General features: G+C 60.3%; 12 protein-coding genes. All 12 read right to left on the reverse strand.

Annotation, left to right across the window (positions count from 1 at the left end; translation table 11 throughout):
• Positions 1 to 63: 63 nt before the first annotated feature.
• The gene (locus tag ACJJVH_RS26270) at positions 64 to 2268 is read right to left on the reverse strand and encodes a DUF1217 domain-containing protein (protein WP_412065548.1); all 2205 of its coding nucleotides are present in this window, start codon (positions 2266 to 2268) and stop codon (positions 64 to 66) included.
• Between the two features lie 120 nt (positions 2269 to 2388).
• Complete coding sequence (locus tag ACJJVH_RS26275; protein WP_412065549.1) at positions 2389 to 3348, reverse strand: ROK family protein; 960 nt, start codon at positions 3346 to 3348, stop codon at positions 2389 to 2391.
• A 13-nt stretch (positions 3349 to 3361) separates the two neighbouring features.
• Entirely contained in the window at positions 3362 to 4063 is a 702-nt protein-coding gene (locus tag ACJJVH_RS26280; protein ID WP_412065550.1) for a ribulose-phosphate 3-epimerase, read from the reverse strand.
• Positions 4060 to 4893 (reverse strand): alpha/beta fold hydrolase, encoded by an 834-nt coding sequence (locus ACJJVH_RS26285; protein ID WP_112798893.1) that lies wholly within the window; start codon positions 4891 to 4893, stop codon positions 4060 to 4062. The genes ACJJVH_RS26280 and ACJJVH_RS26285 overlap by 4 nt, the downstream gene beginning before the upstream one ends.
• Positions 4893 to 5735 carry a sugar phosphate isomerase/epimerase family protein gene (locus ACJJVH_RS26290; RefSeq protein WP_412065551.1) on the reverse strand — a complete coding sequence of 281 codons (843 nt, stop codon included), beginning with the start codon at positions 5733 to 5735 and terminating at the stop codon, positions 4893 to 4895. The genes ACJJVH_RS26285 and ACJJVH_RS26290 overlap by 1 nt, the downstream gene beginning before the upstream one ends.
• Positions 5735 to 6811, reverse strand: coding sequence for a Gfo/Idh/MocA family protein (locus ACJJVH_RS26295; RefSeq protein WP_113393301.1), 1077 nt, complete (start codon positions 6809 to 6811; stop codon positions 5735 to 5737). The genes ACJJVH_RS26290 and ACJJVH_RS26295 overlap by 1 nt, the downstream gene beginning before the upstream one ends.
• Positions 6812 to 7231: 420 nt before the next feature.
• Positions 7232 to 8017 carry a 2-keto-4-pentenoate hydratase gene (locus ACJJVH_RS26300; protein WP_412065552.1) on the reverse strand — a complete coding sequence of 262 codons (786 nt, stop codon included), beginning with the start codon at positions 8015 to 8017 and terminating at the stop codon, positions 7232 to 7234.
• Between the two features lie 133 nt (positions 8018 to 8150).
• The gene (locus ACJJVH_RS26305; protein WP_412065553.1) at positions 8151 to 9005 is read right to left on the reverse strand and encodes a fumarylacetoacetate hydrolase family protein; all 855 of its coding nucleotides are present in this window, start codon (positions 9003 to 9005) and stop codon (positions 8151 to 8153) included.
• Entirely contained in the window at positions 9002 to 9703 is a 702-nt protein-coding gene (locus tag ACJJVH_RS26310) for a hypothetical protein (protein ID WP_412065554.1), read from the reverse strand. The genes ACJJVH_RS26305 and ACJJVH_RS26310 overlap by 4 nt, the downstream gene beginning before the upstream one ends.
• Positions 9704 to 9713: 10 nt before the next feature.
• Positions 9714 to 10469: an SDR family NAD(P)-dependent oxidoreductase gene (locus ACJJVH_RS26315; RefSeq protein ID WP_412065555.1), complete on the reverse strand. Its 756-nt coding sequence runs from the start codon at positions 10467 to 10469 to the stop codon at positions 9714 to 9716.
• A 63-nt stretch (positions 10470 to 10532) separates the two neighbouring features.
• Entirely contained in the window at positions 10533 to 11513 is a 981-nt protein-coding gene (locus ACJJVH_RS26320; protein WP_412065556.1) for an ABC transporter substrate-binding protein, read from the reverse strand.
• A 32-nt stretch (positions 11514 to 11545) separates the two neighbouring features.
• Positions 11546 to 12349 (reverse strand): ABC transporter permease, encoded by an 804-nt coding sequence (locus ACJJVH_RS26325; RefSeq protein ID WP_412065557.1) that lies wholly within the window; start codon positions 12347 to 12349, stop codon positions 11546 to 11548.
• Positions 12350 to 12389 lie beyond the last annotated feature (40 nt).

Here is a 12389-nt window from a genome sequence, read left to right on the forward strand (position 1 = left end):
ATCGGCCACGCGCCGAGCCTCCGCCAAACCCGCTTCCATCGTCAAAGGGAAATGCGGAAAGCGCTATCGTGATTTGAGCTGGGCGATGGACAGCATGAGATCGGCGCTCATGCCGATGCCGGAGCCACGGGTCAGAATGGCGGAAGCCGCCGAGGTCGTATTCACGCCATTTGCCGCATCATAAACGGCCGAGAAGCGCTTCAGCAGGTTGTTTACCTTGCCGCCATCGTGCAAATCCTTGATCGGAAAAAGTTTTTCCAGCATCTTCGCCTGGCGGGTCACATCCATGTTCGACATGGATGACGGCAGGGAATAGGTCGTCTTGATGACATTATAAAGCGCCGGGTCCGACATGATGTCGTAGACGGAATTGACCTGCGGCGCCTTTCGCTGGAAATAGAGCGCAAGCCGGACACCCTCGTTCGAAGCTCCCTGCTGGCTTTCCAGCGTCTGATGAAGATAAAGGTCGTTGGTGGCGAGACGCGCACCCTTGTTCTGGCCGGCCTCGATCTTGGCTGTCGTCAGGTTTCCCTTGGCGTCGAAGTTGAAGACATTCACCATGGCCTTGAACTTCTCGCCCGCCGGTGTGTTCAGGAACCCTTTGGCATCCTCCGGATCGGCGGTGAAGGCTTTCTTCAATGCGGTCTTGTCGAGCGTCTTCGGATCGATATTGTTGGCAACGAGAATGAACTCCGTCAGCGTCTTGTCCGCCAGAAGCTCATCGACGGTCTTGACCTTGACAATCGACTTGCTGAACTCCGTTGCCGCGTCCTTCGCATCCTTGACCGCCTTGTCCCGTATCTCGCCCGTCAGCCCGAACGTCTTCGACTTCGAATAGGTGGATATGAAACTGTTGATGGAAGTTTGCGAAAGGGCAACGAGCGGTTCGCGGAGATTGCCTTTGCTGTCGAAATTGAATGCTTTGGCAAGCGCGATGAACCTGTCGTCCTTCAGAGACGCGACGTAGCTCTTGCCATCATAGGGGTCGCTTTCCAGGATCTTGCGCAACTGATCCTTCGACACTTCATTCTTGTCGATTCCAAAGGCGCGGAGAGCCATCTCTTCTATGGTCGGCAGATTCTTGCTCTTTATGTTGTTGGCAGCAAAGAAGTCCTCGATCGTCTTGATCTCGCCTACCGCGGTTTTGTAGTGGCTCTCCGCATCTTCGAACAGGGCTTGTTTGGCACCCTTGGCGCTGGTCAAATACTTCGTGGAGATATCGTCGGTGGCTTGGGCCGACTGCGCGGGCTGACCGGCGGGCAGCGAGCCGTCTGAGGAAAAATTGAAATGCGAAACCATGTCCGCCATTCCTGTTACGGCGGCATAGTCGGCATTGGTGAAGGCTAGATTGAACTGTGCTGGAGTGATCTTGGAACTGAGGCTGAAAGCCTGTTCTACATACGAGAACAGCCTGTTATCGCCGGTGATATCGGTAAGCGACGTCACCCTGGTAATTGCCTGTCGATAATAGTCGTCGTTGCTGACAGCGGCCTCTGGTGTCAACAGGCTTGGAACCATACTGTTATATCGCGAAATCATCGCCTCTTTCTGCTGCGTTGTTTGCGCCGTCGCGGCAGAAAGCGTTCCATCGGCATTGAAATTGAACTGCGCTGCAATCAGCTTGTATGTCGCCTGCGTCGCTACCGACGAGAAATTGGCCGCTGTATTGACGAAGCTGCCCGGATCGTTGACGTCGCTGGTCAAGATCGATTTCAGAAACGTCTTCGATATGTGCTCCGGGTTGATTCCATGTGCCCGAAAAACATAGTTTCTCATCCTCGTATTATCGATGATGTCATCGACATTCGATACCTTGTCGATCCATGTGTCGTAGAATTTGCTCTCCTTCTTCGCGGACGTCGTTTCATCGGCAAAGGATTGCTCGTAAAGTCCGATCGTATCGCTCTTCTGGGTGTCGCTTTGAGCGGATTGGTTCTTCGATTTGCTGCCGAAGTTGAAGGCTGCGGCGAATTGCCGGTAGCGGTTATCGGTCAGCTTGTTCGCAAAGCTGCTCGTGTCGCTGAGATCGCTCGTCAGGACCTTTTTCATGAAGGCCTTGGCGTATGTCATATCTTCCAGGCCGTAGGCCTTCATCGCATAGCTGTAGAGCTTGTAGTCGCCGAGGAACTCATCGACGCTCTTAGCCTTGCCGATATGCGTGTCGTAATATTGCTGATCCCCTTTGACGGCCGCCTGGCTGGCGACGCGCGCAAGCGTCGATGCCATGTCCCTTGTCGCGGTCACATAGCCGAGATACGTTGAAATCATAGATCGCCCCCACAGCGCAGTTCACCGGTATTCGCCCCGCATACACAGTCGCAACCAGACCTTGCGCCAGGCTAGACCGGCAATCTACAGGCCTGTTTTCCACGACGGAGAGCCCAGCGATCAGAGGGCGACGGCGGATGGCTGCAAGAGAAGTGCAAGCGCGGCCGCCCCGACAACTCCTGAATTTTGCCCGAGGGCCGCAGGTACGACCCTGACATCCCGAAACGCCGGCATGGCGCATCGCTCGACATGCGATTGAATGCCTGCCTGCAATCGGTCGAACTGCTGCGAGAGCCCGCCGCCCATGATGACGATTTCCGGGCTGAAGATATGGATCAGGCTGGTAAAGCCGCGCCCCAGAATAGCCGCCTCCTCGGCGACGAGCGCCTGGGCTACCGGATCGCCGTTCTCGGCGGCGGCAAAGACGCTGCGGCTGTCGAGCGCGTCGCCGATCTTCGCAAGCGACGTTTCCTCGCACGCCGCAATCCTCATACGCGCCCGCCTTGTGAAAGCGGTTCCGGAGGCATAGGCTTCGAAGCATCCCCTGGCTCCGCAGGAACACACCAGTCCGTCGGGAACGATGGACATATGACCGACATGGCCGGCCATGCCTTTTCGGCCGCGCAATACCCGACCATCCGCGATGACGCCGCCGCCGATACCGGTGCTGACCGTGACATAGACGAGATTCCGAAGCCCCAGGCCGGCGCCGAACTGCCATTCGCCGATGGCAGCCGCGATGCCGTCGTTCTCGAGGCTGACTGGAAGCCGCAAGCGCTTTTGCAACTCCTCTCGCAAAGGGTAGTCCGAGAAGCCGCGCAATGTCGGGATATCCAGAGCGATCCCCAGCTCCGTATCGAGCGGCCCCGGCGCCGACACACCAAGACCGGCGACGGCGGCAGGACCGCAAGCCGAACGCAACCTCTCCGTCAGGCCGGCGATCTGGCCAAGCACCCGATCCGGCCCCGCCTCGGCGTCCGTCCGTTCCTCCAACCGCTGGTGGATTTTGCCGTGCTCATCGACCAGCGCCGCACGAACCTGCGTTCCGCCCAGATCTATCCCGATTGCAAACCGGCTCACGCGTCACTCCATGTCAAAGGGCGTGCAGCCACGCCATTCTTTCCTCCAGCGAGGGAGCGTTGAAGGCCAGCGAGCCGAGGACGACCGTCTCGGCTCCAGCCTGGCGAAGCAGCGGAACCGTGTGTTCGCGGATACCGCCGTCGGCGGCCAGCACGATCCTGTGGGCCGCGCCCGACGCGTCGATAAGCTGCTTGGCCTGCCGCAGCCTTTCGCCCGCGCGCTCGTCGAGGCCCTGCCCCTTGACCCCGATCGCCGTACCGAGCAGCGTCAGGAAATCGAGGCGCGCGACATATTTCCCCACCTGCGACACAGGCGTTTCGACCTTGAGCACCATGCCAGCCGCTACGCCGCGGCGATCCAGCAGATCCAGCGCGGCATCGGCAACCGCCTCGTTCTCCAGATGAATGCTGATCAGGTCGCTGCCCGCATCGGCAAACTGCTCGATCTGCGACAGAAGAATATTGTCGGCGGTCATCAGATGAACGTGGATCGGGCGCGAGGAGATCTTCCGGATACCGGCTACCAGATCGGGAAAGAACAGCATCGCAGGAGCGAAGTGGCCATCGGCGACGTCGATATGGAGAACGTCGACATGGGGATCGACCCTGGCGAGGTCGTCGGCGAGGCGCAAAAGGTCCGCGGACCAGACGGAAAACTCGCCGATCAGGCGATCCTTGGGAAGGTTGGCAATCCAGTTTCTGGAAGGGTTAGTCATTGTCTTTCAGGTCCTTGGTCTTTCAGATCCTTGAGAAAATCGCCCATCGCCTTGCGGAAATCGGCAATATAGTTCGAACGGCTTTCAGCCTTGGAGGTGATCTTCACGAAGCGCGCGCCCGGAATCTCCTCCGCCAGGTGCCGGGCATAGCCGAGCGGATGGATGACATCGCGGTCATGTCCGATCACCAGCGTCGGCACCGATATCCGCCGCACCTCGGCCTCGGCAACGCCAGGACCGTCGCTGGAAATCGCCGTCAGCAAAGCTGCCGTGACATCGTGGGGCATTCGCGAGAAGAAGCCCAGCAACGAGGCAAGGTTGTCGGGAGCCTCCGCAGCCAGCCGCTGGCCCGTGCTGCCGGTGAGAAACGCCTCTTTGGCCGCCTCCGGCGCGCGCTCCCGCAGAAGGCGTCCAACGTCCGCGTTGGGGGCCATGTTTTCCGGAGCGGGCTCCGTCAGCCACGCGGGCCGGGCAAGGACGAGGGCCTTGACCAGATCGGGACGCTTGACCGCCAGACGCAGCGAGATCGCCGCCCCCATGGAAATGCCGCCGAGCACGACCGGGGTGGAGACATGCGCTTCGATGTAAGACGCCACATCCTCGGCGAAGGTGGCAATGGAGAAGCATTCCGGATTGCCGGGCTGGGACCGGCCATGGCCCCTCGCCTCGATCGTTATCCGGCGAAAGCCAGCCTCTTTCGGAAAAACCTCCTCCGTCTGCCGCGCGTCTCCGCACAGGCCATGCAGGAAGATGACCGGAGCGCCCGCCCCCGTCCCATCGACATTCAGCAGGGTTCCATCATTCGTCTCGAACGACTGGTTATCGCTCATCATTTTTCTCCAGCCGACCCCTCCGAGAGAATTCCTTGCAGGAAAACGGCGACGCCGGCGGCCTCATCCGCCCGAAGACCGTGAGTGACCAGACTGCCGCTGAAACCGATAGCCCTCAACCTGCCGAGATAGTGAGCGTAATCGAGAACGCCCTTGCCGGCCGTCGCGAAACTGCCGTCCGGATTGCGATCCTTCGCATGGGCCATCACGATATGGTCGGCCAGAAGATCGATGGCGGCGGATACCGTGCTTCTCTGCTCGCTCAGTGGGGCAATCTCGAAGAGGTTGGCCGGGTCCATGACGATCTTCAGCCTGGGGCTCCCGAGCTCGCTAATCAGGCGATGCGCCTTTTGCGCGGAATTGACGACATTGGCCAGCTCCGGCTCGATACCGAGATCGACGCCATATCGCTCCGCAATCCCTATCGCAATCTCCATCGCCTGCAGCAGGTCGCGCCAGGCATCGGGCAGATCGTTGCCAGGATGCGCCCGCCACTGATCGACGGGATCGCGCGTGCCGGTGCAGAGCGTGATCAGACCCGTCGACATCTCGGCACAATGCCTGGCAAGCTCCTCCAGCCTTCGGTGCCCGGCCTCGCGCACGGCAATATCGGGATGGATCATGTTGTAGGTGCCGGAAACGGCCACAAGCCCGACCTGCGCGTCCGCAGCGGCCGCGCCAACCGCACGCGCCTGTTCCGTGCTGATGGTGTCGGGCATCGGCGTCAGACCGGAGCAGGCCATATTGTATTGCGCACAGGCAAAGCCGGCATCGGCGACGGATTGAAGGACAGCCGCGGGCTCCATCCCTTCGAAGGTCTTGGCGAAAATACCGAGCTTCATCACACGCCGCCCGTCACATCGGCAAGCGCAACCGCCTTGCCGCTTTCGACCGACCGGGCGATTGCGACCATCGCCTGCACCGAGGCGAGGCCGTCGTCGATATCGGCACCCTCCATCGCCGCACCATCGAGGACGGTCCGGGCAAAACCCTCCACCTGCCGGCGATAGAAATGGCCGTCGGCGCCAAGGACGCGATGCGTCATGCCATCGGCTTCGCGGAAGATGTCGACCTCGCTCGTCTTGTAATACCAGGGATTATAGGTCTTCCCGAGGATGCTGCCGTTCTTGCCGTAGATCTGGAAGCCTTCATGCCAGTCCATCCGCACCTGGACGGTGAGGTCGAGATGGCCGAGCGTGCCGGAGGCGAATTCGACATTGACGAACCAGCACCAGATGCCGGCACGCTCCGACAGGCGGGCGTCGACCGAAACGATGTCACCGGCGAAATAGCGTGCGGTGTCGATCAGGTGGCAGCCATGTGCCAGCATGTAATAGCGGCGCAGATCCGCCTTCGGATTGGCGGACGGCTTGCGGGCATTGGCGCTGGTGACGATCAAGGGCTGGACGGCGTCTGTCATCGGATAGCGATGAGTGCTGTCGCAATACCATGCCTTGAGCGCGACCATCTCGCCCATTTCATCGCGGATGAAAGTCCTGGCCGCCTGCAGCCCCGCGTCGAAGCGCTTCATGTGGCCGACCTGAAACGTCTTTCCCGACTTTTCGACGACGGCCTTCAGTTCAAGGCATTCTTCGACCGTCAGAGCCACCGGCTTCTCGCAAAGCACATGCTTGCCGGCTTCCAGAGCCTTGACGGCGGCAGGCACATGAAAGGCATCGGCCGTCGCGATGATCACGGCATCGAGATCCGGGTCGGCCAGCATCCTGTCGTAATCGGCGTAGGTTTTCTCGGCGCCATGGGTGATCGCCATCCGCTCGCGCAGGTCGTCGGCCACGTCGCAGATCGCATAAAGATCGGCATTCGCCGCCTTAGTGCAGCTTTCGAAATGCGCTGCCTGGGCGATCTGGCCCGCCCCGAGAACACCGATGCGAAGGCGTCTTTCATCTTTTGCTGGCATCAACACTTCCTTCACTTCCGCAACAACCGACAGACGCTCGTGCGAGCGTCGGCAAAACGGCCTATCGATGGAGGAAAATGCAATCCGGAAACCTCCCGCTTCCGATTGGGAGAATGGACGATCACAAGCGACACCGGCGTCCTCCCCGCCGTGGTCATCATCCATTCCTCTCTCTATAATTTTTTTACAGAAGAAATAAAATAGAGGAGATGCAATTTTATGCGTAAATTTCTTGCACGAAATTCCGTCTCAAAATTCAGACGCAATCGGCCCGTCTGCCCTTGCCGAGCAGGCGGGGTTCGACATGCGCTTTCCGCTCACTCAGCGGCCGCTCGAAAAGCTCGAAGACAGTAATTTTGCGGCTTTCCCGTGATGTCCATCGTTGCGGTGAAGGGACGGAGGCAATACCCGGCATGCCGCTTAAGTCATGACCAACCGCATATGAGATAGCATCGGACCACGGACGTGAAGGTCGGAACTGGACTGGACCGGGATCACGCCGCAGAGGCTGCCGGTGGTCGCGAACTGGCCTTCGCGCAAGCCTCCGAGGCGATCGCAGGGATTGTTCATGAAGGCGATCAGCGGCAGGAGCGGGTCTCCTTGCGGGTGGCGAGGAGCGTCGGAAAATTGCTCGATGCCGCGATCGTCGACGCACAGGGACAATGGCGGCTCTTCTTGCGAAGCCAGGCGGTCGACGAGGTCGCGCGAGATCCTGGGGCCGATCACGTAGGAGTGGTTTCCAAGCCGATCCGCCAGGAAGAGAGGAAGCGGTATGTCGCTGTTTCCGTCGATCCGAAAGCCGATCAGTTCTATCCCCAGATGGATCGACCCGATCATGCCGATTGCATCTTCGCGACTATAGGGATGGCCGCTTCGGGGCGGCGGGACATCCCGATTGAACCGAAAGCAAACCTCCACTTCGATCGCCTTTGCCCCGGGCTTGCTGACTTCGGCGCAGTCCGTGTCGTTCACGGATAGCGCGTCGAGAATGGGAGCGGCTATCGCCGTGCCTGTCGGGGTGAGAGCGAGCTTCCAGCCGGCGACGTTCCTGCCGATGGCCTTCGTCGCGTTAGCCTGCGCAGCCATTCCCGCATTGATCGTGCCCGGAATGAGACCGGCGGATTGCAGGAACTGTAGCGACAGCGCCTTGCCAGTCCGCTCGGCCTCGGCAAGCATTCCGGACAGGCGGCGTAATGCTTCGGTCATATCAGCATCTCTCTGCGAGCGAGTGCGGAATTCCGCAGAGTGCCGGGACGCCCTGCGTGCTTGCTCCGACAGCCGCGTTGTCGCTCTCGCGAAGGATAAGGCTTCGAGACAGCCTGCCACGGGTTTGACGTCATCAGCACGCCTGCGAGAAGCCGGTAACGACCTGCCGCTGGCTTCCGAGGCCCTCGACACCGAGTTCGACCACGTCACCTGCCGCGAGAAACACCGGCGGCTTCATGCCGAGGCCGACGCCCGGAGGCGTTCCGGTGGTTACCACGTCACCGGGCATGAGCTTCATGAAGCGCGTGATGTAGGAAACGAGGTGAGCGATGGAGAAAATCATCTTGCTGGTGGAGCCGGTCTGCATGCGCTTTCCGTTGACGTCGAGCCAAAGGCCAAGGTTCTGCACATCGGCGATTTCTTCCGGCGTGACCAGCCAGGGACCAAGCGGGCCAAACGTCGGACCGCTCTTGCCCTTCGTCCATTGGCCGCCCCGCTCGATCTGGAACGCGCGTTCGGACACGTCATGGCACACGCAAAAGCCTGCTACCATCGAGAGGGCTTCCTCTTCGCTGACATGGTAGGCCGGCTCGCCGATGACGAAGGCTATCTCCACTTCCCAGTCCGTCTTTTTCGAATCCTTCAACAGGACGATCGGATCGTTGGGGCCGGAGATGCAGGAGGTGTGCTTGTTGAACAGAACCGGCTCTTCCGGGATGGGGGTATTGGTTTCGACGGCATGGTCGATATAATTCAGGCCCACGGCGACGAAATTGCCGACATTGCCGACACAGGGACCGATCCGCACCCCGTCGGGGACGATCGGCAGGGCGTCGATGTCGAGAGCTGCGATCCGTTCTCTTCCGGCGCGGGACAGGTAAGTTCCGGAAATGTCCGGGATAACGCCGGACAGGTCACGAATTCGCTGGTCCTTGTCCAGGATTCCGGGGCGCTCCTCTCCCGCCTCGCCGTAGCGCAGAAGTTTCATGATGCTTTCCTTTCGAAGTGCGCGTCGTCCACGGGGAAGTCGACGAGAGAGAATTCGAGGCGATACAGCCCCTTTTCGACGGTGTCTGCCGCGATCTCGGAGGAGAGGGCGCTCATCAGCGCGAGCCCGGCGGCATCGCTGGCTGCGGCGGACGACCCCTCGATGAGGATAATCCAGTTCGGAACACCGACTTGCCGACCCTTCCGCTCGGCGGTTTCGAGGCCGCTTGCCGCGCTGTCGGCGATGCAGAGGTGGGCGCCGCTCACGCCTTTCAAACGGCCCACGGTCTCAAGTTCTGCGACGATCGCCCTTTCAAGAGCTGCGCGACGGCTTTGATCCGCATCGAAGCGAAGCGTGAGAATGAAGCCTCCGTCGCCGCTGCCGCGCGAATACTCCGTTCCGCAGACGCCGCGGACAGTGTTGCGAAAATCCGCGGTCGATTGCCTGGTCCAGGGCGTCGGGCTGTTAAGGCGCTCCAGATAGGCTGGTCCGGTCAGCACCGCGCCGGTGGCGGCTTCGTAAAGCGTGAAATATTCCGGGCTGCCGTATTCGGCCACATAGCGGCGTCCACGCAGGAAGCCCGGTATGGCAACCCGCTCGGGAATATGCTCGCGATTGTGCCATTCGATGAAATTCTCGCGGCCCTCCGGCAGGATATCATTCCAGATAGCCACCACCGCCTTGCCCAGTAAACCCATGTCTGACACCTCAATAGGTTGCGCGACCGCCGGACAGATCGAAGACTGCCCCGGTCGAAAAGCTGCATTCGGAAGAGGAGAGCCATGCCACCATGGCCGCCACCTCCGCCGGTTCGAGAAAACGCCCCATCGGAATGCGCGACAGTATGTCGTCCAGACGCTCCTTCGGTGCGTCGATGCTCATCGCGGTCAAGGAGGCAGCTGGAGTGATGGCGTTAACAAGGATATTCGAGGTTGCCAGTTCCTTGGCGAGGCTCTTCGTGAAGGCTACCAGTCCGGCCTTTGCCGCGCTGTAGGCGGCGGCATTGTGCATGCCTTCCTTGGCCTGGATCGAAGCGACGTTGACGATATGTCCGAGCCGCGTCGGCGCCACGCTTTCGAGCATCAGCGGAACGAGCGACCGGCAGACCAGGAAGGCCCCGAAAAGGTTGACGTCGAGGATCTTGCGAAATTCCGCCACGGGTATTTCCCATGTCGGCCGCACCGCCCCGACGATGCCCGCATTGTTGACGAGGATATCAACCCTGCCGAAACGACGGCGGAGATCTGCCGCAGCGCTCTCAACGCTTTCCTCCTTCGTGACATCGACACCGAAGTGGGGAGTTTCGCGAAGGTCCTGCCGCGCCAGAGCCTCCGGCAGGTCCCATAGAACGGCCGTTGCGCCCGACGACGCGAGGCGTTCGCGAATGGCTGCGCCGAAACCGCCGGCCGCGCCGGTAATCACGGCTATCTTGCCGCGGAGATCATAAGTCGCGCTTGTCTGCATCGTTGTTATCCGAGATGAAAGTTGCGGCCCGAACGACAAGCCCGGGCCGGCGAGGCGTGAAACCTAGTTCCCGATAAACGCGTTGGTGAAGAAGGCATCCGCAGGCATATCCGTCTTGATATCCTGGTATTCCTTCATGAGATCGAGGGTCTGCTGCCAATCCGCAGGCGACATTTTGCCCAACCGGGCGGAAGGATCGGCTGGGGACGCAAGCAGGGTGAGGGAGACGTCGAGCTGGTCCTTGAGCAGCTTGGCATCGCCGGTCGGCTTCACCTTGACCGCCGCGGCAACAGCCGCGTCGGGATCGGCCTTGGCCGCCTCGATGGATTTTATGGATGCCGCCACGAACCGCTTGACGAGGTCCTGATTTGTTTCAGCCTGCTTCGAATTGGCTATGATCGTCAGGCCTTGCGTGTTCACGCCCAGTTCCACGAAGGAAAAAACCTTCTGCTCGAGGCCCTTGCTCTTCAGAACCACCACCTGGTTTTCCAGGCCGGCCAACGTGCCGTCCGTTCGCTTCTGCATGACCGCGATGATCTTGCCCGGCCCGTCCACGTTCAGGATCTTGACTTTCGACGGATCGATCCCGTTCTTCTTCCAAATCGCCGGCAGCAGCGCGAGCGATGCCTCGCCGGCCGAGGCGGCGACAGACTTGCCTTCGATATCCTTGATGGTGTTCACGCCGGCGTCGGCACGGAAGGAGATCGCATAGGGCGAGGTATTGAGAAGGCCCAGAACCGATTTGACCGGCGCGCCACGGGTAGCGCCGGCAATGACGCTGCCGCCGTCGGCGATGCCGAACGTATCGCCGCCCGTAGCGACGGCCTGGACCGTGCGCGCAGATCCCTGGCCCTCGCCGATCTGAAGATCGATTCCCGCGTCCTTGTAGAAGCCTTTCTCCACCCCATAATAAAAGATCGTATGGACGCCGCTCAAAAGAAAATTCAGGCGTAGCGTAACCTTGTCTTCAGCCATGGCCGACGATACGCCGGCCGAAGCAATCGCGAGCGCAAGCAGACCGCCCGCAACCGTTCTTTTCATCATTTTCAGCATTTCCACCTCCCAGATTAAGTTTGTTACGTCGGGCTCTTGCCGACGGCGAAATCGTCGCGGCGTTGAGAAACGTGCCAGGGTATGGCCCAGCGCTCGACGAGTTCGACGATGCCGTAGAGCAGCAACCCGAGCAGGCTGAGGACCACGATGACCGCGAAGGTCATGCTGGTATTCATGTTTCCGTTGTAGTTGAGCAGCAGATAGCCAAGGCCGTTGTCGGACGCGACGAACTCGGCGACGACGGCGGCCGTCGCGGACAGCGCCGCCGCAACCTTGAAACCCGCAAATAGCGAGGGCAATGCGCCGGGAAGCTCGACTTTCCAGAATATCTTCAGGCGGCTTGCGCGGTAGCTTTTTGCCAAATCATATACATCGGGCTCGATGGATTTGAACGCCACGATCGAGTTCACGACGATCGGAAAGAATGACAGCAGGAAGACGAGAAGGATCTTCGACGGCAGCCCAAAGCCGACCCAGATGATGAAGAGAGGCGCGATGGCGATCTTCGGGATGATCTGGAGCACCACGAGTAGCGGATAGAATACCTGCTCGAAGCCTTTCGAGTAGACAACGAGCAGCGAGAGCAAGACGCCGAGGACAACGGCGACGAGGAAGCCGAGGACCATCGGCTGCAATGTGTAGAGCGAAGCGCTGGCGACGATCCCGAAGTTGGCGATCAGATCCTCGAAGACCCGGCTCGGCGCCGGCAGGATGTATTCCGGGACAGAAAGAAGCCGCACGGCGATTTCCCAGACAAGCACCGCACCGACGAGGCTGGCAAGCGTATGCGCCTGCCCCCGCAATGCGCCGACCACATTCGAAAACATTTCGTCCTCCCGATGGAAACCGTCGAAATCCGCCCGACAA

This window comes from Rhizobium sp. SYY.PMSO, from assembly GCF_046840415.1.
In the GTDB taxonomy this organism is placed as follows: Bacteria; Pseudomonadota; Alphaproteobacteria; order Rhizobiales; family Rhizobiaceae; genus Rhizobium.